Source organism: Flavobacterium difficile (assembly GCF_011392115.1).
GTDB lineage: Bacteria > Bacteroidota > Bacteroidia > Flavobacteriales > Flavobacteriaceae > Flavobacterium > Flavobacterium difficile.
In genome coordinates this window covers 140483-161853 of sequence record NZ_JAAJBT010000004.1, presented here as the reverse complement: position 1 = coordinate 161853, position 21371 = coordinate 140483, and the positions used below count along the sequence as shown (strand labels likewise).

Here is a 21371-nt window from a genome sequence, read left to right as displayed (position 1 = left end):
AAGGTATTATATGTTTTTTTCTTCATTTTTGGTATCCATCATTTCCATTAGTTTCATACCTAATAAACCACTGATGCCACCTTCTGAACCATTTGATCCAGAGATTAAAACATCTGGAATTACTTTAATTTTACCTTTTGCAATTTCTTCGGTAATTTTATATTTCGTAAAGTTATCGCCACCCATCGCAGAAACTTGTAATTGATACGATTCTGCTGTAGATTTACCAATTGCCATAATTTTTTCTGCTTCTGCTAAACCAGTTTTAGAGATTTTTTCAGCTTCTGCACTAGCATTTAATTTCGTAGCTTCTGCTTGTGCACCAGCTCTTGCTTTTGTTGCTTCAGCTTCTGCATTTGCTCTCATTTTGGTAGCTTCTGCTTCTGCATTTACATTTAATTTTAAACTTGTTGCATCTCCTTCTGCTTTTTTAACGGTTGCATCAGCTGTACGTTGCGCAATTTCTACACTTTGAGAAGCACGAACAATTTCTTTTTGCATGTCAGCAATAGCCGTTTCTTTTTCCATACCCTGACGTTGTTCTTGCGCCATTTTTTGGGTTTGATACGTTTTTTGTTCTTCTTCTGCTAATTTTCTATCGGTTAACGTTTTCATTAATGAATCTGGTGGAACAATATCACCAATTAAAGTATCTACTGCATTTACATTATATTCATCTAAAACTGTTTTGATATGATTTTTAGCTGACTCTTGTCGTTCTTTACGTGTGCTTAAGAAAGATATTACATCGCTATCTTGTGCCGAGTTTCTAAAATAGTTACCAATTGTAGGTTCTAATACTTGTGAAACTAAATTCGTCATGCTTCCAAAACGGGCAATTACTTTTGGTGCTTCGTTAGCTGGGACATGAATAATTTGTGCTACATCTAAATTGAATGGGAAACCATCTTTAGAACGAACGGTAATTGTAGATAAATTTTTATCTAAATCATGCGATTCACTTCTGGCGTTAGCCCAATTTAATACTAAGTTAGTGGTTGGAACCGGTTCTAATTTCGTTGTATATTTATTTAAAGCATATTTTCCTGGTCCAAGTGGTTCCATCCAAACCCCGCGTTGTCCTTTCGATACGATATTTCCATGTTTGAAAGTATCGCCTGTTACATCTTGACCGTCTTCTCCAATATAAGAAATCACAACACCTACGTAACCAATTGGCACGTCTGTCATCGGATTTTGTTCAATTTGATATGCCCAAGTATTGATATAATACGAACCAGCCAACATAACTTGAGGTTGCAATCCACGATTTCCGCCACTTTCTAAAAAGAAATCACAATCTTGAAAGTTATTATGTCCTTCAACGTTTTTACCAGCAATTTGACCTTGTTGAATCGGTTCACCATCTAAAGCGGTAACAATTCCAATCATATTTTCATAGATTTTCACTTGATCTATAATTACGATTTCAAACAAATAGGTATTGATACGATAGGAACCACTGGTAATAAAAGCGGTTTGACGTCCTTTTTGTCCGCCATTGTCTAAGAACGCTTTAGCATCTTGAAAGTTATCTGATTCAACTTTTCGAGCTAAAATTCTACCTGTTGGAATTTCTTTTCCATCTTTACTTAAAACCAAACCGATTTTTCCTTCTGGAATGATGGTAAATGGAGTCATGTCTACAGAAAATTGCCAAATCCACATGCCCCAATACAAACCTGGAGCTAAAGATTGAGCTTGAAAACCAGCTTCTCCTTTTGTGGCAATAATTCTGCTATCTGGTAAGGATTTATCAGCACCGAAAAGCACGAATTTTTTGGTTACTAAACCAATTTTATCTTCGGGTACGATAACCATTCCGAAGAATACACGTAATACAAATTTGTAGAAAACTACTGTTAGTACTAGTAAAAGTACCCACCAAAAATCGAAAATTGATGTCATATTAAATTATTTAGTTGATAATTGTATTTTGATTTTTATTTTGAAAAGAGATTAAAATGTGGTTAATCTGAGATTGTGCAGTTTCAAATTCTGTTGTAAGAATTATTTTTTGAAAAGTGAGTATTAACACTTATGTGCCATTTGAAGGTCGTTTAAAATAAAAATCTATTATTATACGTAGGTGTAAATAATAAGTTACAAATTTTTAAATATTTATTTTTATGAAATAGGTAAATGGTTGTGAATTAGGCAATTGTGAATTTTTTAAAATAAAAAAACCGTCAAGTTTTAACAAGACGGTTTTGAGTACTTAGATGCTGAAACAAGTTCAGCATGACAATAATTTATTGTAGAATTTTGAAGATTAGGTAAAAAACTAAAAATAAAATTGTTAAATAAATTAAAGCTGTGTTTATTAGATATTTAGTTTTATAAAATCCTACTTTTTTTACTGCTGTGTTTTTATTGTGTTTTATGTAGTAATATACTGCAATTCCTACCATTATGAATAATGCCCAACCAATAATCACAAATACTTTTAAATTGGTTTTAACCTTGAATGTATCTTTAAATAAGGTGATTGTTGTTTCTAATAAATCAAATTTTCCAATTAATGACATTAAACATAAAGCTGACATTGAAATTCCAAAAAGATAACCTTTTAAATCGGTACTAAATGTAGACGGCTCTTTGTAGGTAAAATAAAATGTTCTTATTGAATATGAAAGTAGTAATAAAGATAAAAAAATATTTAAAATTTTATATTCCATTTTGGTTTTAGTAATTATATGAGTAAATGTAATGATTTTTCACAAAAAAAACCGTCAAGTTTTAACAAGACGGTTTTGAGTATTTAGATGCTGAAACAAGTTCAGCATGACAAATCGTATATCTAAATTCGTAAATCTAAATTCGTAAATCTTAAATATGAATCACTTCATCATAAGCAGCAGCTACAGCTTCCATAACGGCTTCACTCATAGTTGGGTGCGGGTGAACTGCTTTTAAGATTTCATGACCAGTAGTTTCTAATTTTCTAGCTACAACTGCTTCTGCAATCATATCTGTTACTCCGGCACCAATCATATGGCAACCTAACCATTCGCCGTATTTGGCATCGAAAATTACTTTTACAAATCCGTCAGTATTTCCACCAGCAGTTGCTTTTCCTGATGCTGAGAAAGGGAATTTACCTACTTTAATTTCGTAACCTTTTTCTTTAGCTGCTTTTTCAGTTAAACCAACAGAAGCAATTTCTGGAGTAGCATAAGTACAACCTGGAATATTTCCGTAATCTAATGGTTCCACATGTAAACCAGCGATTTTTTCAACACATAAAATTCCTTCAGCAGAAGCTACGTGAGCTAAAGCTTGACCAGGAGTAATGTCTCCAATGGCATAATAGCCTGGAACATTAGTTTGGTAGTAGTCATTTACTAAGATTTTATCTCTATCCGTAGCGATACCTACTTCTTCTAAACCAATATTTTCAATGTTTGTTTTGATTCCAACTGCAGAAAGTAAAATTTCAGCTTCAATTACTTCTTCGCCTTTAGCTGTTTTAACTGTAGCTTTTACGCCATTTCCTGTAGTATCGATTTTCTCTACTGAAGAATTAGTCATGATGTTTACACCCGCTTTTTTCATAGAACGTTCCATTTGTTTTGAAATGTCTTCGTCTTCAACAGGAACAATATTTGGCATAAATTCAACAATAGTTACTTCAGTTCCCATTGAATTATAGAAATGCGCAAATTCTACTCCAATCGCACCAGAACCCACAATAATCATAGATTTTGGTTGAGTTGGTAAAGTCATCGCTTGTCTGTAACCAATTACTTTTACACCATCTTGTGGTAAGTTTGGTAATTCACGTGAACGAGCACCTGTAGCAATAATGATGTGATCTGCTGAATATTCCGTAACTTTTCCATCTGCAGCAGTTACGTCAATTTTTTTACCTGGTTTTACTTTTCCAAAACCATCGATTACATCAATTTTATTTTTTTTCATTAAAAATTGTACACCTTTACTCATTCCACCAGCTACACTACGAGAACGGGCAACCACTGCGTTAAAATCTTTATCTACATTATCTACTTTTAATCCGTAATCTGCAGCATGTTTTAAATAATCGAAAACTTGAGCTGATTTAAGTAAGGCTTTTGTTGGAATACAACCCCAATTTAAACAAACGCCACCTAAACTTTCTTTTTCAATAACGGCAACTTTAAATCCTAATTGTGAGGCTCTAATTGCTGTAACATATCCACCAGGACCACTTCCTAAAACTATAATATCGTATTTCATATTTTTTGTGTTTATTTTATTATTGTAAATATGCAGTCGCTACCGCTCTTGTCATTTTTTTGTGTTTATTTAATTATTGTAAAAATGCAGTCGCTTACGCTCTTGACTTATGATGTGTTTTTCTTATTTTTTTTCTGATTGCGAAATTAGTAAATATTTATTTATTTCTATCTATTTACAATAATAAAGTTAAATAGAATTTAGATGTTTTGAAGGGAATTGAATTCAAATTTCTATTTTGATTAAGTTAAATTTTAACCATAATATCGATTTTAATGTGCTTAATTGAAGTGTTAATAACTTAATCATTCTTTAAAGTTAGTTCCCTTTTGCCATTTGGTAAGCTTTTAATTACAATTGAAGCATGATCTAGTGGTAATAAATGTGGTACTTTTTCTGGCCATTCGATAAAACACCAATTTCCAGAATAAAAATATTCGTCAATTCCCATATCGTATGCTTCTAATTCGCTATTTATACGATATAAATCGAAATGATAAATGGTTGCTCCAGTTTCAGATTCGTATTCATTTACTAATGAAAATGTAGGACTACTGGAATTTTCTGTAACTCCTAATTCTTTAACCAATTCTTTAATAAGCGTAGTTTTTCCTACACCCATTGAAGCATGAAAGGTGATAACTTTTTTTAAATTTGGAGTGGCTAATAGGTCTTTGGCTACTTTGTTTATTTCTTCTAAGGTAAAGGTGGTTGTCATTAGTTTGGCAAGTTGTGAGTGGCTAGTTTTGAGTTGTGTGTTAACTAAGTAGCACAGAACTCAAAACCCACTTCATATTACTATTTCGGATTTAAAACGATGCATGGAATTATCATTTCTTCTAACGAAATTCCACCGTGTTGATAGGTATTTCTGTAATAACTTACATAATGATTGAAATTATTTACATACGCTAAAAAGTAATCGCTTTTTGCAAAAATATAAGAACTTGTCATATTTATAGCAGGTAAACCGATTTTTTTGGGATCTTTTACGGCATAAACGTCTTTGTCTTCGTATGTTAAGCTTCTTCCAGTTTTGTAACGTAAGTTTAAACTTGTGTTTTTATCTCCAATTACTTTCGATGGGTTTTTACAATTTATGGTTCCGTGATCGGTGGTGATAATTAGTTTGAAACCCATTTGTTGGGCTTGTTGAATCATTTCTAATAAAGGCGAATTTTTAAACCAGCTCAACGTTAAAGAACGATACGCTTTATCATTTGATGCTAATTCTTTCACTACATCCATTTCGGTTTTCGCATGTGATAACATATCCACGAAATTATACACAATAGTAGTTAAATCGTTGTTTTTACATGCCTTGAAGTTGTCTACTAATTTTTTCCCATCGCGTAAATTGGTGATTTTATGATATTCACTTTTAATATTTAAACCCAAACGTTTCAGTTGCTCATTTAAAAAATCGGCTTCATGTAAGTTTTTTCCACCATCATCGGTATCATTTTTCCAATATTGAGGGAATTTTTTTTCCATTTCTAAAGGTAATAATCCAGAGAAAATCGCATTTCTAGCATATTGAGTTGCTGTTGGTAAAATAGAGTAGTAGTTCACTTCCTTTTCAGGTTTGTAGTGATTGTATACAATATTTTCAAAAATTTTCCATTGATCCAAACGCAAGTTATCAATTACGATGAAAAGAACTGGTTTGTCTTTTTTACGAATTTCTGGTGCTACAAATTCTCCAAATAATTTATGAGATAATACAGGTTTGTCTGCTTTTTCATCGAACCAATCTTCGTAATTACGTTCAATAAATTTCCCGAATTGCAAATTGGCTTCCGCTTTCTGACTTTCTAAAATCTGAATTAAGTTTTGGTCTTCAATAGTTTCTAATTCAATTTCCCAATACACTAGTTTTCTGTAGAATTCCGCCCATTCGTCAAAAGAATTTACCATCGACATTTCCATGGCAATTTTTCGGAATTCCTTCTGGTAATCTAAAGTCGTTTTTTCAGAAATTAAACGCGAATGGTCTAAGTTTTTCTTCAAACTCAATAAAATCTGATTTGGATTTACAGGTTTTATCAAATAATCGGCAATTTTACTTCCTATAGCTTCTTCCATAATGTATTCTTCTTCACTTTTTGTAATCATAATTACCGGTGTAGAAGATTTAAATTCTTTCATTTCTGAAAGCGTTTCTAATCCTGAAAGTCCTGGCATATTTTCATCTAAAAAAACCACATCAAAAGCCGTTTCTTTATATAAATCAATCGCATCTTGTCCGTTATTACAAGTGGTTACATCGTAGTTTTTCTTTTCTAAGAATAAAATATGTGGCTTTAATAAGTCGATTTCATCATCAACCCAAAGTATTTTTATGTTGTTCATCGTGTTTTAGTTTTAAAAGTGCAAGTTACTATTTGTTTAACGTACTTTTTCTTAAAAATTGTGTAAAAAATAAAAAATTTACTTCTAAGTGCAACAATAGTTTTTATTTGCCACTGTATTTTGTGTTTTTTTGATGGCTAAAAGATATTATTTCATACTCTCATATTTTGTTTGATTTTCAATTGCTATTTTATCCCATTAAAGTGGCATTATAGTGGGCTTTGATATGCCTTTGATAGGAAGTTGTTTTGTTTGAAATGATCCGTTTGAAAAATTGAGCTAAAATTTTAATTTACATTAGATTGATGTTTTTATTTTAATTTGAAACTTTTTTTAATTGTTATGCATTACAATAAATTATATATTTGAAAAAAGAATATTGCAGATGTGTTTTCATTATAAACAAACTAAAGAGGGTTTAGTATTAGAAAAACAGTTTAATGCTAAAAAGAAATCAGGAATACACATAACACCTGTTACCTATGTGAATGGTTTTGAACATCCTAAATCTTTAATAATTACAGATAAAAATCCAAATGTGCTGGAGCATGGAATTTGGGGTTTATTACCCAATTGGGCCAAAGACGAAAAGCATCAAGATTTTACATTAAATGCTAGAGTTGAAGACATTACAACTACAAATTCTTATAAAGATAGCATACAAAACAGGTGTTTAATTATTGCGGACGGATTTTATGAATGGCAATGGTTAAATAAATCAGGATCCAAAAAAGAAAAATATCTGATTGAAATCGAAAATGAAAATGCATTTGCTTTCGCTGGAATTTATTGTTTTAACACCAAATTAAATGCGCTAACTTTTTCTATGCTAACCACAAAAGCCAACGCATTAATGAGTGACATTCATAATGTTAAAAAAAGAATGCCTATCATTTTAAAACCAAATGATGAAAAAGCTTGGTTAGCTGGAGCAAATTACAACGATTTTGCATTTCCGTATGAAGTGAATCTTAAAGCTACTTCTTTAGATGCTCAATTTAGTTTGTTTTAGATTTTTGCAATAAATTAAAGTTGTTACAGCCCTTTATTTGTTGTGAAAGGAGCTATTCCAATTGAATTCACTAGGATAATTACCTGTTTTAAAGGTATAATAGATAAAAATAAACAAGAAAGTTTTCCAAGAAAATAGAAATATCGATAAAGCTCGACTTGTTACCCATAAATTTGGATTAATAAGTCCGCAAATCACTAAAACAAGTAAAGACAATAGTAAAGTAGTAGTAACCAAAGTGAATATATTTCTAAAAGGCCAATATTTAATTTTTCTAAAAACGGATAAATCATTTCCCCATTTGGCTAATAAATAATAATAGCCATTACCTAATGACATAAATAACAGTGGGTCATCATAATTTTCAAGCGCAAAATTTTCTTTTGGAGCTAAAATTTTGAAGTTTTTGATTTGGGTTTGATGTTCGTTTTCAAATACCAAAACGGAGTGAATGGCTTCTTTAGGAATTTCATTCTTATAATATGAAGTAGAAAGAAATCGCAAACGATACGTTATAGCAAGTTCCTTTATAGCAGCCTCTGAAAATATTAAATCGGACTGTAACTTATCAAAATGAAAGGTATTAATTGAATTTTCGTTGCTAGAATTCAATCGTTCAACAACACTAATTAAAGTTGGCGAAACATCAATGCGATCTGTAAAAGTAATTGATGAAAAATCAAATTGAAACTTTTTTTGAATTTGCTTTAATTCTTGATGTAAACGACTCATGATAAAATATTTATGTCAAATTTACTGCAAAATTAAAAACACAAAAAGTAACAATTGTTAAAATTTATTTAATTGAATCTTGAACGTTCCTATCTTTTTTAATATAATAGAAATCGAAAATGAAAAAGCTTTTGCAGGTATTTATTCTTTTTTAATTCCAAATTTTTTGCGCTTACTTTTTCCATGTTACCTACACAAGCCAATGCATTAATAGTGACATTCATAAAATTAAAAAAAGAATGCCCATCATTTTAAAACCAAAAGATGAAAAAGCTTGGTTGGCTGTAGCAAATTACAACGATTTTGCATTTTTGTATGAAGTGAATCTCAAAGCGACTTCTTTAGATATTCAATTTAGTTTGTTTTAGATTTTTTCTATTGTTTAAGAATCTTAAATGTTGCTTGTTTAACTAAAAAAAACAGGTGATTTTGGAAAAAGCCAAACTCTAACTTGAATTGTTGTCGGCTTTGAGTCGCAATATGGTCAGCTTAGCAAAATTGAAATAATTAAGTTTTTATACAATTATTGCAATAAAAAAATATTATGAAACTGGAATATTGCTTTTTTTAGTAGCGTTTTCTTAAAAATTGTGTAAAAGTTTTATATTTGATTAAAATAGTGGAATTAATGAATTCTACAAGTCTAAAAAACTATGAGAAAACTTTTTACATATATCACTTTCTTCATTGCTTTCACTACTTTTTCCCAATCTTTTCAATGGATGAAACGAGGAGGTAGTAATGAAAATTTAGGTATTGATTATGAATCTGTATACAGTATTGCTACAGATAGTGAAAAAAATTATTACACATTATCTTATGTAGGAATGAGTGGTTTAGATGTGGATGGTAACCCTAAAAGTAATTATGATAATCCTGGTTTTGGTCCACAAGATGTAGTGTTAGCCAGTTTTGCTTGTGATGGTACCTATCGTTGGAGTAAGGTTTTTGGTGGTAATGGTGATGAAACTATTAATTCTGTAGTGGTAGATAGTCAAGACAATGTATATGTTGGTGGGAAAATGCAAAGTTGTCATCCTTATCCTGGGACTCCATCTGAACCATATCCTTCTCAGATTGATACTGAGTACTTTTTTTCTAATTCTAGTTCGGCTTGTACTCGAATATTTTATGCTAAATTTAATAAAAATGGAGTACTACAGTATGTAAAAAGGCCACAATTACCTACTTCAACATTAAATGCAACTACATATACTGCTTCAATGAATTTTCAAATTCAAAATGATGTTATTTATTGGTATTTATGGTTGCCACCAGGTACTTATGCGGATGGTGCATTTACCAATAGCAATTCAGATTCTTATACACCATATGTTTTAAAATATAATTTGGATGGAACCTTAATTAGTGCCACAATTAGGTACAATTCAAACAAATTCCTCTTATGATATTACATATTATAGAAACCCTCATAATGGGTATTATTATACTACAATAGTTAAAAGGAGTTCAGATACAACTATTTCTATTAATGGGCAACCTATTGTAAATTCTGCAGCTTTGGTATGTTATGATAATAGATGGTACATTATTATGGAAAAGAGAGGATACCACAACAAACACAGGCAGAATAAGATTTTATGGTTTAGACTTTGATGCGCAAAATAGCATATATATAGCAGGTAATATAACAGGTTTAAATAATAATTCATTTTTAGGGTTTAGTTACGCAACTATACCAGGTACTATTTTCATAATGAAAACTATACCTGATGCTTCCAGTACTACATGGGTATCAAATCCTTCAATTTCTAACGGAGGAGGTACTTTTGGTAATGTGTTGTACAATGGAACAGAACTAGCGTTTATAGGTAGCAGTAGTAAAACTAATTTTACTTGGGGCACTCAAACAATTGCGATGCCAGGTACTAATGAAGGAACAGATGTTTTGTTGGCTCGTTTTAATACTACTTCAGGCGCTTGTTTGAGTTTAAATAAAATTACAAGTAATACACCTTCCATAGATTATGGTGCTGCTATTGCAAAAGACGCTTCAGGAGATTATATAATTGGTGGTGGTTTTGGTGGAATTTTATATGATGTAAATAACAATACGGTGGTCAATGAAGGTGGAGATTCTGACTTTTTTATCACTAAATTTTCTACTCAACCTTGTTTACCATTAAGTAGTGAAAGCTTTGAAGAAGTAAAAACAAATATCTATCCTAACCCAGTAAAAGATCTATTTATTATACCAGTAAAAGAAAAAACTAGTTATCAATTATTTACAATAACAGGTGTTTTAGTTAAAGAAGGTTGTATAAACACAACTGAAAATACAATAACAATTTCTGAATTTGCAAGTGGTTACTATTTATTACACTTACAATCTGAGAGCGGTAAAAAAGAAAGTGTGAAAGTGATTAAAGAGTAGATAGTAAGTTTGTCATTTCGACGTAAGGAGAAATCACATAAAGTTAATGTTTAGTTTTTTTTGAGTTTTTCTCAAATAGAAATGTAACAGTTTTGGGACATTAGAGTGGGAGATTCAAAGATTATGGGATTTCACCTTACGTCGAAATGACAGAGTTTGTGTTTGATGTTTAATAAAAAATTGAGAGTAAGTTTGTCATTTCGACGTAAGGAGAAATCACATAAAGTTAAACTTTAGTTTTTTTTGAGTTTTTTCTCGCATGAAAAGTAATAGTTTTGAGATATTGGAGTGGAGATTCAAAGATTATGTGATTTCTCCTAAGGTCGAAATGACAGAGTTTGTGTTGGATGTTTAATAAAAAATTGAGAGTAAGTTTGTCATTTCGACGTAAGGAGAAATCACATAAAGTTAAAAACAAAAAACATGAATGAGTTTAATCCACAAGTAGGTTTTCATTCCTATTATGTCTATATAATTACTAATAAATATCGTTCTACTTTTTATATTGGTATGACAAATAATTTGAAACTAAGATTGCAACAACATAAAGAAAATTTAGAACAAGGAAATTCAACTTTTGCTTCAAAATATAATTTAGAGTTTTTGGTTTATTATGAAAAATTTGTTTGGGTTGAAGAAGCTATCGCTAGAGAAAAAGAACTAAAAAAGTGGAGAAGAGAAAAGAAAATGAATTTGATTAGGAGTTTTAATCCTGAATTTACTTTTTTAAATGACCATTTTAAATTGATATTGTAAAAAAGATTATGGGATTTCTCCTAAGGTCGAAATGACAGAGTTTGTGTTGGATGTTTATTAAAAAATTGAAAGTATACTTGTCATTTCGACGTAAGGAGAAATCACATAAAGTTAAACTTTAGTTTTTTTTGAGTTTTTTCTCGCATGAAATTGTAATAGTTTTGGGATATTGGTGTGGAGATTCAAAGATTATGAGATTTCTCTTAAGGTCGAAATGACAGAGTTTGTGTTGGATGTTTAATAAAAAATTGAGTGTAAGTTTGTCATTTCGACGTAATGAGAAATCACATAAAGTTAAACTTTTTTTTTTTGAGTTTTTTCTCAAATAGAAATGTAATAGTTTTGGGATATTGGAGTGGAGATTCAAAGATTATGAGATTTCTCTTAAGGTCGAAATGACAGATTAATAGATTGAAATGACAAAGTGTTAAAATAGTAATAATTATTTTTTAACTTTTTCTTACATTTGTTACACAAAAACATATTCTGTGAGCCAAATCAACAAATTAAAAATACTCAACGATCCTATTTATGGTTTCATAACCATTCCCAATACCTTAATTTACGATTTAATTCAGCATCCGTATTTTCAGCGTTTGCGACGCATTTCTCAAATGGGTCTTTCGTATTTGGTGTATCCAGGTGCGCATCATACGCGTTTTCATCACGCATTAGGTTGTATGTATATCATGCAAAAAGCGGTGCAAACGCTTAAATTTAAAGGTGTTGATATTTCTGAAGAAGAAGAAAATGCCTTATATGTAGCCATTTTATTACACGATATTGGTCATGGTCCTTTTAGTCACGCTCTTGAAAATAGTGTGGTGGAAGAAGTGCATCACGAAGAATTATCGTTGTTGTTTATGGAACAATTGAATGCCGAATTTGATGGAAAATTGTCACTGGCTATTCAAGTTTTTAAAGGAGAATATCATAGAAAATTCATGTTGCAATTGATTTCTAGTCAGTTAGATATGGATAGAATGGATTATCTAAAACGCGATAGTTTTTACACAGGTGTGAACGAAGGAAATGTAAATAGCGAACGTTTGATTCAGATGCTAAATGTACAAGATGACGTTTTAGTCATGGAAGAAAAAGGAATTTATTCTATTGAAAAATTCTTAATGGCACGCCGATTAATGTATTGGCAAGCGTATTTACATAAAACTAGTGTTGTTGCCGAATTGACTTTAACAAAAATCTTAAAACGTGCGAAAGAATTGGCTACAAAAGGCGAAGTGCTTTTTGGAAGTCCGTTTTTATTGTTTTTCTTGAATAACAAAATCGAATTAAATCAGATTGATAAAACTATTTTAGATAAATTTTCTAATTTAGACGACTATGATGTGTTGGGTGCGATTAAACAATGGCAATATCATGACGATTTTGTACTGAGTTCATTAAGTAAAATGATCATCAATCGCAATTTACTAAAGATTGAATTAAATGAAGATAAGATTGATAAAATCAAATACTTAGAGTTAAAAGAAAAGTATGTAAAACAGTATAATCTTTCTGATAAAGAAGTAGAGTATTTTGTTTTTAAAGGCAAGATAAAAAACGAAGCTTACAGCAAATCATCGGAACCCATTCGCATCTTAAAAAAGGATAAAACGATTGAAACGGTTGTAGAAGCATCAGACCAAATGCATTTGAAAGCTTTATCGAAAACAGTAACCAAATATTTTATTTGTTATCCGAAAGTTATAGATTAAGGTTAATTTTTATATTTTTGCATACTATGAAACGAGCTAAGGTTAGTTTTTTATAATTAAAGCAGATACAATAATAGCGAGTTCCATCTTATACTGATGGAAATTAAAGCGTATAAGATGAAATTTACAGCAGCACAAATAGCCAGCATTTTAGAAGGAGAAGTAATAGGAAATCCGAATGCAGAAGTATATAAATTAGCAAAAATTGAAGAAGGAACTGAAGGTTCTTTAACCTTTTTAGCCAATCCGAAATATGCCAATTATATTTACACGACAAATGCTTCAATTGCAATTGTCAATAAAACTTTTGAACCAGAACAAGAGATAAAAGCGACTTTAATTAAAGTAGAGGATGCATATAAATCGTTTTCTAAATTGTTAGAATATTACAATCAAGTCAAATTGATGAAATCTGGCATCGAACAACCTTCTGTAATTTCTGAAGGCGTTCAATATGGTGACAATTTGTATTTAGGAAGCTTTTGTTATTTAGGTCAAAATGTAAAAATAGGTAATAATGTAAAAATATATCCAAATAGTTTTATTGGCGACAATGTAATTATTGGAGATAATTGTATTTTCTTTGCAGGTGTTCGAATTTATTCTGAATCTGAAATTGGAAATAATGTAACCATTCATTCAGGAACTATTATTGGTTCTGATGGGTTTGGTTTCGCACCACAAGAAGACGGAACTTATGTGAAAGTGCCTCAAATTGGAAATGTAATCATTGAAGATAATGTAGAAGTGGGTTCGTGTTCTACTGTTGATAGGGCTACACTAGGTGCTACAATTATTAGAAAAGGAGCCAAATTAGACAATCAAATTCAAGTGGCTCACAATGTAGAAATTGGTGAAAACACTGTAATTGCTGCTCAAACCGGAATTGCAGGTTCTACTAAAATTGGTAAAAACTGTATGATTGGTGGCCAAGTTGGCATAGCTGGACATTTAACCATTAGTGATAATGTTAAAATTCAAGCACAATCTGGAATTGGAAAAAGTTTAAAAGAAGGTGAAGTAGTTCAAGGTAGTCCAGCCTTTAATTACGGCGATTTTGCAAAATCATTCGTGCACTTTAAAAACTTTCCCAAAATTGTAAAAGATTTAGAAGATTTAAAAAAGGATAATAAATAAAATCATGTTAAAACAAACTACTTTAAAAAGTGAAATTTCATTAACCGGTGTAGGATTACATACTGGTCAGGAAGTAACAATGACTTTTAAACCAGCACCAGTAAACAACGGATTTACATTTGTACGTATCGATTTAGAAGGCGCTCCAATTATTGAAGCCGATGCCAATTATGTTGTAAATACGCAACGTGGTACTAATTTAGAGAAGTTAGGTGTAATGATACAAACTCCTGAGCATGTTCTGGCAGCTTTAGTTGGATGTGATTTAGATAACGTAATTATCGAATTAAATTCATCGGAACTACCTATTATGGATGGTTCTTCCAAATATTTTGTTGAAGCATTAGAAAAAGTTGGGACAGTTGAACAAGAAGCAGAAAGAAAAGTTTATGTTGTAAAAGATGTGATATCTTACTTAGATGAAGCAACAGGAAGCGAAATTACCATCATTCCAAGTGATACTTATTGTGTAACAGCAATGGTAGATTTCGGAACTAAAGTACTAGGCACACAAAATGCTAATATGAAAAGTATTTCTGATTTCAAATCTGAAATTTCTGCTTGTAGAACATTTAGTTTTTTACATGAATTAGAAGCACTTTTAAACAACGGATTAATAAAAGGTGGCGATTTAAACAACGCAATTGTGTATGTAGATAAAGAAATTTCTGCTGAAACTATGGCAAGTTTAAAGAAAGCATTTAATAAAGAATCAATTTCAGTTACTGAAAACGGTATTTTAGATAATTTAACGTTGCATTTTCCAAACGAAGCTGCTCGTCATAAATTATTAGATATTGTTGGTGATTTATCTTTAATTGGAACAAGAATTCAAGGAAAAGTAATTGCTAACAAACCTGGGCATTTTGTAAATACACAGTTTGCCAAAAAACTATCAAAAATTATCAAACTAGAAGAAAAAAATAATATTCCAGTTTACGATTTACATAAAGAACCTGTTTTAGATATTCATGGAATAATGGATTTGTTACCACACAGACCACCTTTTTTATTAGTAGATAAAATATTAGAGTTGTCTGATAATCATGTGGTTGGTTTAAAAAATGTGACTATGAATGAACCTTTCTTTGTAGGGCATTTTCCAGGTGCACCAGTTATGCCAGGTGTTTTGCAAGTAGAAGCTATGGCACAAACAGGAGGAATTTTGATTTTAAGTACCGTTCCAGATCCAGAAAATTATCTTACATTTTTTATGAAAATAGATAATGTGAAATTCAAACAAAAAGTCTTACCAGGTGACACTTTAGTATTTAAATGTGAATTAATTACTCCAATTAGAAGAGGAATTTGTCACATGCAAGCCTATGCCTATGCGAATGGAAAATTAGTTTCAGAAGCTGAATTAATGGCACAAATTGTAAAAGTTAAAAACGATTAATTATGAACCAACCTTTAGCATACGTACATCCAGGAGCAAAAATTGCAAGAAATGTAGTTATCGATCCTTTTACAACCATTCATAATAATGTAGAAATTGGCGAAGGCACTTGGATTGGTTCTAACGTAACCATTATGGAAGGAGCTCGAATTGGTAAAAATTGTAATATTTTTCCAGGAGCTGTAATTTCTGCTGTACCACAAGATTTAAAATTTGGTGGTGAAGATTCGTTAGCTGTAATTGGCGACAACACTACCATTAGAGAATGTGTAACCATAAATAGAGGTACAGTTGCTGCTGGAAAAACGGTAATTGGTAAAAATTGCTTAATTATGGCCACTGCACATATTGCTCACGATTGTATGATTGGCGATAATGCCATCATTGTAAATGGAGTAGCATTAGCTGGACATGTTACTGTTGGACAATATGCCGTAATTGGTGGATTGGCTGCAGTACATCAGTTTATTTCAATTGGAGATCATGCTATGGTTTCTGGTGGAAGTTTGGTGCGTAAAGATGTACCCCCTTTTTCTAAAGCAGCAAAAGAACCTCTATCTTATGTAGGAATCAACTCCGTTGGTTTAAGAAGAAGAGGTTTTTCAACAGAAAAAATAAGACAAATTCAAGATATTTACCGAATTCTATACCAAAAAAACTACAATACTTCTCAAGCAATGAGTATTATTGAAGCTGAAATGGAAGCCACTCCAGAAAGAGATGAGATTTTAGATTTTATCCGAAATTCTTCTCGTGGTATTATGAAAGGGTATACTGGAAGCGTATAAAAAATTAAAAACATAAAATAAATAAACAAAATGGCAAGTACATCAGATATTAGAAATGGTTTATGTATAAAATTTAACCACGATATTTATAAAATTATTGAATTCTTACACGTTAAACCAGGAAAAGGTCCAGCTTTCGTAAGAACCAAATTAAAATCATTAACTAACGGAAAAGTATTAGACAATACCTTTTCAGCAGGTCATAAAATTGATGTGGTTCGTGTAGAAACACAAACGTATCAATTTTTATATCCTGAAGGCAATGATTTTCACTTTATGAATATCGAATCTTTTGAACAAATTACTTTAAATAGAAATGTTTTAGATGCACCAGATTTATTGAAAGAAGGTGAAAATGTAATGATTCAAATCAATACAGAAACGGATTTACCTTTATCAGTTGATATGGCTGCTTCTGTTGTTTTAGAAGTTACTTATACTGAGCCTGGTTTAAAAGGAAATACAGCAACAAATGCTACAAAACCGGCAACTGTTGAAACTGGAGCATCAATTAATGTACCTTTATTTATCAATGAAGGTGATAAAATTAAAATTGATACTGCTTCTGGAAAATATATGGAAAGAGTATAATTTGAGTATTCAGTATTCAGTTTTTAGTAAATAGTCTATAAAAGCTGAATTTCAAACTAAATAAATGAAATTTAACAAAACTTACACCTTAAAACAAATTGCTGAAATCATCAATTCAAAATATATTGGAATTGATGATTTTCCTGTTCATGGTATGAATGAAATTCATGTTGTAGAGCCAGGTGATATTGTTTTTGTAGATCATCCAAAATATTACGATAAAGCCTTGCAGTCTGCTGCTACAATTGTACTTATTAACAAAGAAGTAGCTTGTCCAGAAGGAAAAGCTTTATTAATATCCGATGATCCTTTCAGAGATTTTAATCTGTTAACCAAACATTTTAGACCTTTTCAATTTTCGAATGTTTCCATTTCAGATTCTGCAATAATTGGAGATGGCACCGTAATTCAGCCCAATTGTTTCGTTGGACATAACGTTAAAATAGGGAAAAACTGTTTAATTCATTCTAATGTATCCATTTACGACAATACTGTAATTGGCGACAATGTAATTATTCATGCTGGAACTGTTTTAGGTGCGGATGCTTTTTACTATAAGAAACGCCCAGAAGGTTTTGATCAATTGCTTTCCGGTGGGCGAGTAGTGATTGAAAATAATGTTGGAATTGGAGCGCTTTGTACTATAGATAAAGGGGTAACCGGTGATACAACTATCGGTGAAGGAACCAAAATTGACAACCAAGTTCATGTGGGTCATGATACAGTAATCGGAAAAAAATGTTTAATAGCTTCACAAACAGGAATAGCTGGATGTGTAGTGATTGAAGATGAAGTTACACTTTGGGGACAAGTTGGAACTACAAGTGGAATCACAATCGGTGCAAAAGCAGTCATTATGGGGCAAACGGGTGTAACAAAGTCTGTAGAAGGTGGGAAATCTTATTTCGGTACTCCAATTGAAGAATCCAGAGAAAAATTAAAACAATTAGCAAATATCAAACGTATTCCTGAAATTATAGAAAAATTAAAATAATGACTCCAAAAGAAATTATCCAAGAATTGTATCTAAATGATGGTATAAGAAATAGAGAATTTTTAAATGAAATTCTTCATGACAACATGCTTGTTGAATGGCATAGTTCTGAAGGTTTGTTGGTTAGAGATAAAAACTCTTTTTTAGATTTAGCCAATGAATTAAAGCAAAATTTTTCAATTTTTAATTCTGATATTTTGCATTTAGTTGCTGAAGACCATAAAGTTTCCATTGCTTACAACCATTTTGGAGCTAGTATTGAAAACCAAAAAGACTTAATTTTAATTGGAAGATTTATGGCAATTTGGGAATTCGAAAATGGTAAAATCATAAAAGGATATCAAATTAGTCGTCCCGCTTAAAAAAATATTTAAAAAAATTAAATTATTAGTTGCAAAAAACTTACTTTTGCTCAACTTTTAAACAAACAAATAACATCATGAGTGTTTTAGTAAATAAAAATTCAAAAATAATTGTTCAAGGATTTACAGGAAGTGAAGGAACTTTTCACGCTTCTCAAATGATTGAATATGGTACAAACGTAGTTGGTGGAGTAACTCCAGGTAAAGGAGGAACATTACATTTAGATCGTCCAGTTTTTAATACAGTAAAAGACGCTGTTAAAGAAGCAGGAGCAGATACTTCAATTATTTTTGTTCCACCAGCATTTGCTGCAGATGCTATTATGGAAGCTGCTGATGCAGGTATTAAAGTAATTATTTGTATTACTGAAGGAATTCCAGTTGCAGATATGATTAGAGCTTACGACTTTATTCAAGGTAAAGATTGTCGTTTAGTGGGTCCTAACTGTCCAGGTGTTATTACTCCAGGTGAAGCTAAGGTTGGAATTATGCCAGGTTTTGTTTTCAAAAAAGGTAGTGTAGGTATCGTTTCTAAATCAGGAACTTTAACTTATGAAGCTGCTGACCAAGTTGTGAAACAAGGTTTAGGGATTACAACAGCAATCGGTATTGGTGGAGATCCTATTATTGGAACTACTACAAAACAAGCTGTTGAATTACTAATGAACGATCCTGAAACAGAATGCATCATTATGATTGGTGAAATTGGTGGACAACTAGAGGCAGATGCTGCTAAATGGGTGAAAGCTGATGGAAACCGTAAGCCAGTTGTTGGATTTATCGCAGGTGAGACGGCTCCAAAAGGAAGAACAATGGGTCATGCAGGTGCAATTGTTGGTGGTGCTGATGATACAGCTGAAGCTAAAAAACGCATCATGAGAGAATGTGGAATTCACGTAGTAGATTCTCCTGCAGAAATTGGTAAAAAAGTAAAAGAAATTATGGGATAATTTCCTGTAAATAAAATACATACTAATAAAAGCTCCTTTTTATGGAGCTTTTATTACTTATAACAATCATGTTCACAAAACGATTTATGTTATTGTGAAATCTCAAACAATATCACTTAGCTTCTAAGAGTCTTCGTGACAAATCATATAAAAATGGAAAAAGAATTAAATAAATACAAGTCAACAAATAGTTTCTTATTTACAACAGATTTAAATTTAGAAGAAGTTTGTAATGCACCCGATGGCGCAAGTGGCGTTTTCTTAGTATATAATGTAAGTGATGCTGCCAAACAATTAATTATGGTAGGATCAACAGGTACAGTACAAAATGACGGAACGCTAAAAGTAAAAAGTGGTGGGTTATATGATAAAATCGTAAACGGACATCAATTTGCTAAAACAGGTAGAAAATATTCTTGGCCTGCACAAATGAAAAAAGAAGAAATTGAAACTTTAGAAGTGGTATGGTATGAAACATTTACTGATAAAGTAAAAGGTATTCCAACATTTGTTGAAGCTACAGTTTTACAAAGTTATTTAGCTGAAAATGGTACTCTTCCAAAATGGAATGTAGCTTTCTAAGAAACTAACAGTTATAAAAAATCCCGTTTTGAAAAATTCAAAACGGGATTTTTTTGGTATTAATTAAAAGGATTGGACCATTTAGCATTGGTGTAAACATCTGTTCCAGAAAGCGTTCTTAAAAAGGCAATCACAGCATTCACTTCGGCGGCAGTTAAATTTAATTGTTGACCATTTCCACCAGGTCTTAATCTTGGATCTAAATTTGTATTTCCTGGCGCAATATTTATTGTGCCATAATGTCCAATAGCAGCTTGAAGAGTAGTGATGACTCCCGTGTGCATCATTTGACCGTTTGTTGTGCCATCAACACGAACTAAATCTCTTAAAGATGGAGCTCTGGTATTAGTAATGTCAATTCCATTACCAGAAATAGTTCCAATTATTCCATTATTTCTTGAGTTTGGATCTATGTCAAATTCTGGCGCTCTATGACAACCTGCACAACCTAAACCGCCTGCTGTTCTTGAGCCAGTTGCGTTAAATTGAGGTGGAGTTAAAAATAAGTTTTTACCTTGATTTTCTTGTGCAGTAAAATTTGAAAACGGAGCACCATCATTAGGCGCGCTAGCTCTTCCAACATCATATTTTGAATCAAAGGATTGAATGCTTCTAATGAATTGCGCCAAAGCAATTTGTATTTTAGTTTCTGTAATTTCTTCTGAATCAAAAGCAAATTGAAATAATTCTTTGTAATAATCCACAGCAGATAATTTTACAATTAAATCGTTAAAAGATAAATCGCCATTTAAACCGCTAAAGCCCATTTCACCATGATCTTTAATTGGCATTGTAGTTTGAATTTCTAAATTAGCTGCTCTTTCATCCCAAAAGAATTTAGATTCTGAAGCAAATCGAGTATTAATTAATCGCATTGAATGTCTTCCTGTAGTGCCATTAACACCAGAACTAGCAACAGTGTTGTCTCCAAAAGCTACTTCTTGTTTGTGACAAGTAGAACAGGAAACGGTGTTGTTGGCAGATAATTTTTTATCATAAAACAAAACTCTTCCTAAAGTGGCTATTTTATTGGAAATTAAATTCAAAGCACTGTTGTCTTTTGTAATATAACTTGGAATAGTTTGATTGGCATAATTTGCTAAATTATTTAAGTCAACCGAATTACCAAATTCTGCTTCAACTGCTGGGTAGGAAGCCGTACTTGGTAAAGGTGTATACGCATCTTCTTCTGTATCATTACAAGAGGAAAACAAGAGTACGATTGCACACAATTGGAGGATTTTGGATAGTTTCATTATTTAGTCAGTTTAGTTTGTTAAACATTAGACTCATAAAAAACAAAAAGGTTTAATGTTAAAGATGTTTTTTATTACTTTAAATTATTATTATATTTGGCTTCAATAAAAAGAGCATGATTTAAATAA

At 31.5% G+C, this 21371-nt stretch carries 21 protein-coding genes; 14 read left to right on the top strand and 7 right to left on the bottom strand.

The features are described 5' to 3' along the window. Positions 1-6: 6 nt before the first annotated feature. From G4D72_RS08360 to porX, 5 genes are all read right to left on the bottom strand, one after another. On the bottom strand, positions 7-1908 hold the full coding sequence (locus G4D72_RS08360; RefSeq protein ID WP_166077216.1) for an SPFH domain-containing protein: 1902 nt from the start codon (positions 1906-1908) through the stop codon (positions 7-9). A 344-nt stretch (positions 1909-2252) separates the two neighbouring features. Further along, positions 2253-2678 (bottom strand): hypothetical protein, encoded by a 426-nt coding sequence (locus tag G4D72_RS08355; RefSeq protein ID WP_166077215.1) that lies wholly within the window; start codon positions 2676-2678, stop codon positions 2253-2255. A gap of 151 nt (positions 2679-2829) precedes the next feature. After that, on the bottom strand, positions 2830-4218 hold the full coding sequence (gene lpdA / locus G4D72_RS08350; RefSeq protein WP_166077214.1) for a dihydrolipoyl dehydrogenase: 1389 nt from the start codon (positions 4216-4218) through the stop codon (positions 2830-2832). Between the two features lie 301 nt (positions 4219-4519). Then, a complete protein-coding gene (gene tsaE / locus G4D72_RS08345) occupies positions 4520-4936 on the bottom strand; it encodes a tRNA (adenosine(37)-N6)-threonylcarbamoyltransferase complex ATPase subunit type 1 TsaE (protein WP_166077213.1) in 417 nt (138 codons plus the stop codon). A gap of 80 nt (positions 4937-5016) precedes the next feature. Continuing rightward, complete coding sequence (gene porX / locus G4D72_RS08340) at positions 5017-6570, bottom strand: T9SS response regulator signal transducer PorX (protein WP_166077212.1); 1554 nt, start codon at positions 6568-6570, stop codon at positions 5017-5019. A gap of 385 nt (positions 6571-6955) precedes the next feature. On the opposite strand from porX, the gene G4D72_RS08335 reads away from it, so the two are divergent. Continuing rightward, positions 6956-7582 (top strand): SOS response-associated peptidase, encoded by a 627-nt coding sequence (locus tag G4D72_RS08335; protein WP_166077211.1) that lies wholly within the window; start codon positions 6956-6958, stop codon positions 7580-7582. Positions 7583-7615: 33 nt separating this feature from the next. Here the strand turns inward: G4D72_RS08335 and G4D72_RS08330 are convergent, their stop codons facing one another. Further along, on the bottom strand, positions 7616-8314 hold the full coding sequence (locus tag G4D72_RS08330) for a hypothetical protein (protein ID WP_166077210.1): 699 nt from the start codon (positions 8312-8314) through the stop codon (positions 7616-7618). Positions 8315-8553: 239 nt separating this feature from the next. Between G4D72_RS08330 and G4D72_RS13485 the strand changes: the two genes are divergently transcribed. From G4D72_RS13485 to G4D72_RS08270, 13 genes are all read left to right on the top strand, one after another. Beyond that, positions 8554-8682 carry a hypothetical protein gene (locus G4D72_RS13485; RefSeq protein WP_262887224.1) on the top strand — a complete coding sequence of 43 codons (129 nt, stop codon included), beginning with the start codon at positions 8554-8556 and terminating at the stop codon, positions 8680-8682. Positions 8683-8967: 285 nt separating this feature from the next. Continuing rightward, positions 8968-9723, top strand: coding sequence for an SBBP repeat-containing protein (locus tag G4D72_RS08325; protein WP_166077209.1), 756 nt, complete (start codon positions 8968-8970; stop codon positions 9721-9723). A gap of 122 nt (positions 9724-9845) precedes the next feature. Beyond that, on the top strand, positions 9846-10709 hold the full coding sequence (locus tag G4D72_RS08320; RefSeq protein WP_166077208.1) for a T9SS type A sorting domain-containing protein: 864 nt from the start codon (positions 9846-9848) through the stop codon (positions 10707-10709). Positions 10710-11132: 423 nt separating this feature from the next. Beyond that, entirely contained in the window at positions 11133-11465 is a 333-nt protein-coding gene (locus G4D72_RS08315; protein WP_166077207.1) for a GIY-YIG nuclease family protein, read from the top strand. A 488-nt stretch (positions 11466-11953) separates the two neighbouring features. Continuing rightward, a complete protein-coding gene (locus tag G4D72_RS08310) occupies positions 11954-13183 on the top strand; it encodes an HD domain-containing protein (protein WP_166077206.1) in 1230 nt (409 codons plus the stop codon). 117 nt (positions 13184-13300) lie between these two features. Then, complete coding sequence (gene lpxD, locus G4D72_RS08305) at positions 13301-14320, top strand: UDP-3-O-(3-hydroxymyristoyl)glucosamine N-acyltransferase (protein ID WP_166077205.1); 1020 nt, start codon at positions 13301-13303, stop codon at positions 14318-14320. Positions 14321-14324: 4 nt separating this feature from the next. Then, on the top strand, positions 14325-15719 hold the full coding sequence (locus G4D72_RS08300; RefSeq protein WP_166077204.1) for a bifunctional UDP-3-O-[3-hydroxymyristoyl] N-acetylglucosamine deacetylase/3-hydroxyacyl-ACP dehydratase: 1395 nt from the start codon (positions 14325-14327) through the stop codon (positions 15717-15719). Between the two features lie 2 nt (positions 15720-15721). After that, positions 15722-16507 (top strand): acyl-ACP--UDP-N-acetylglucosamine O-acyltransferase, encoded by a 786-nt coding sequence (lpxA, locus tag G4D72_RS08295; RefSeq protein WP_166077203.1) that lies wholly within the window; start codon positions 15722-15724, stop codon positions 16505-16507. A gap of 30 nt (positions 16508-16537) precedes the next feature. Then, complete coding sequence (gene efp / locus G4D72_RS08290) at positions 16538-17098, top strand: elongation factor P (protein WP_166077202.1); 561 nt, start codon at positions 16538-16540, stop codon at positions 17096-17098. Between the two features lie 64 nt (positions 17099-17162). Next, a complete protein-coding gene (locus G4D72_RS08285; protein WP_166077201.1) occupies positions 17163-18092 on the top strand; it encodes a UDP-3-O-(3-hydroxymyristoyl)glucosamine N-acyltransferase in 930 nt (309 codons plus the stop codon). Next, positions 18092-18454 carry a nuclear transport factor 2 family protein gene (locus G4D72_RS08280; protein ID WP_166077200.1) on the top strand — a complete coding sequence of 121 codons (363 nt, stop codon included), beginning with the start codon at positions 18092-18094 and terminating at the stop codon, positions 18452-18454. The genes G4D72_RS08285 and G4D72_RS08280 overlap by 1 nt, the downstream gene beginning before the upstream one ends. 77 nt (positions 18455-18531) lie before the next feature. Beyond that, positions 18532-19404 carry a succinate--CoA ligase subunit alpha gene (gene sucD / locus G4D72_RS08275; protein WP_166077199.1) on the top strand — a complete coding sequence of 291 codons (873 nt, stop codon included), beginning with the start codon at positions 18532-18534 and terminating at the stop codon, positions 19402-19404. Between the two features lie 153 nt (positions 19405-19557). Further along, the gene (locus G4D72_RS08270) at positions 19558-19986 is read left to right on the top strand and encodes a hypothetical protein (RefSeq protein WP_166077198.1); all 429 of its coding nucleotides are present in this window, start codon (positions 19558-19560) and stop codon (positions 19984-19986) included. 59 nt (positions 19987-20045) lie between these two features. On the opposite strand, the gene G4D72_RS08265 is transcribed toward G4D72_RS08270, so the two are convergent. Next, positions 20046-21242 carry a cytochrome-c peroxidase gene (locus G4D72_RS08265; RefSeq protein WP_166077197.1) on the bottom strand — a complete coding sequence of 399 codons (1197 nt, stop codon included), beginning with the start codon at positions 21240-21242 and terminating at the stop codon, positions 20046-20048. Positions 21243-21371 lie beyond the last annotated feature (129 nt).

Excerpts from the sequence above, each read along its gene's own strand:
- G4D72_RS08360 (WP_166077216.1), bottom strand. The coding sequence starts at position 1,908 with ATGACATCAATTTTCGATTTTTGGTGGGTACTTTTACTAGTACTAACA.
- G4D72_RS08355 (WP_166077215.1), bottom strand. The coding sequence starts at position 2,678 with ATGGAATATAAAATTTTAAATATTTTTTTATCTTTATTACTACTTTCA.
- lpdA (WP_166077214.1), bottom strand. The coding sequence starts at position 4,218 with ATGAAATACGATATTATAGTTTTAGGAAGTGGTCCTGGTGGATATGTT.
- tsaE (WP_166077213.1), bottom strand. The coding sequence starts at position 4,936 with ATGACAACCACCTTTACCTTAGAAGAAATAAACAAAGTAGCCAAAGAC.
- porX (WP_166077212.1), bottom strand. The coding sequence starts at position 6,570 with ATGAACAACATAAAAATACTTTGGGTTGATGATGAAATCGACTTATTA.
- G4D72_RS08335 (WP_166077211.1), top strand. The coding sequence starts at position 6,956 with ATGTGTTTTCATTATAAACAAACTAAAGAGGGTTTAGTATTAGAAAAA.
- G4D72_RS08330 (WP_166077210.1), bottom strand. The coding sequence starts at position 8,314 with ATGAGTCGTTTACATCAAGAATTAAAGCAAATTCAAAAAAAGTTTCAA.
- G4D72_RS13485 (WP_262887224.1), top strand. The coding sequence starts at position 8,554 with ATGCCCATCATTTTAAAACCAAAAGATGAAAAAGCTTGGTTGGCTGTA.
- G4D72_RS08325 (WP_166077209.1), top strand. The coding sequence starts at position 8,968 with ATGAGAAAACTTTTTACATATATCACTTTCTTCATTGCTTTCACTACT.
- G4D72_RS08320 (WP_166077208.1), top strand. The coding sequence starts at position 9,846 with ATGATAATAGATGGTACATTATTATGGAAAAGAGAGGATACCACAACA.
- G4D72_RS08315 (WP_166077207.1), top strand. The coding sequence starts at position 11,133 with ATGAATGAGTTTAATCCACAAGTAGGTTTTCATTCCTATTATGTCTAT.
- lpxD (WP_166077205.1), top strand. The coding sequence starts at position 13,301 with ATGAAATTTACAGCAGCACAAATAGCCAGCATTTTAGAAGGAGAAGTA.
- G4D72_RS08300 (WP_166077204.1), top strand. The coding sequence starts at position 14,325 with ATGTTAAAACAAACTACTTTAAAAAGTGAAATTTCATTAACCGGTGTA.
- lpxA (WP_166077203.1), top strand. The coding sequence starts at position 15,722 with ATGAACCAACCTTTAGCATACGTACATCCAGGAGCAAAAATTGCAAGA.
- efp (WP_166077202.1), top strand. The coding sequence starts at position 16,538 with ATGGCAAGTACATCAGATATTAGAAATGGTTTATGTATAAAATTTAAC.
- G4D72_RS08285 (WP_166077201.1), top strand. The coding sequence starts at position 17,163 with ATGAAATTTAACAAAACTTACACCTTAAAACAAATTGCTGAAATCATC.
- G4D72_RS08280 (WP_166077200.1), top strand. The coding sequence starts at position 18,092 with ATGACTCCAAAAGAAATTATCCAAGAATTGTATCTAAATGATGGTATA.
- sucD (WP_166077199.1), top strand. The coding sequence starts at position 18,532 with ATGAGTGTTTTAGTAAATAAAAATTCAAAAATAATTGTTCAAGGATTT.
- G4D72_RS08270 (WP_166077198.1), top strand. The coding sequence starts at position 19,558 with ATGGAAAAAGAATTAAATAAATACAAGTCAACAAATAGTTTCTTATTT.
- G4D72_RS08265 (WP_166077197.1), bottom strand. The coding sequence starts at position 21,242 with ATGAAACTATCCAAAATCCTCCAATTGTGTGCAATCGTACTCTTGTTT.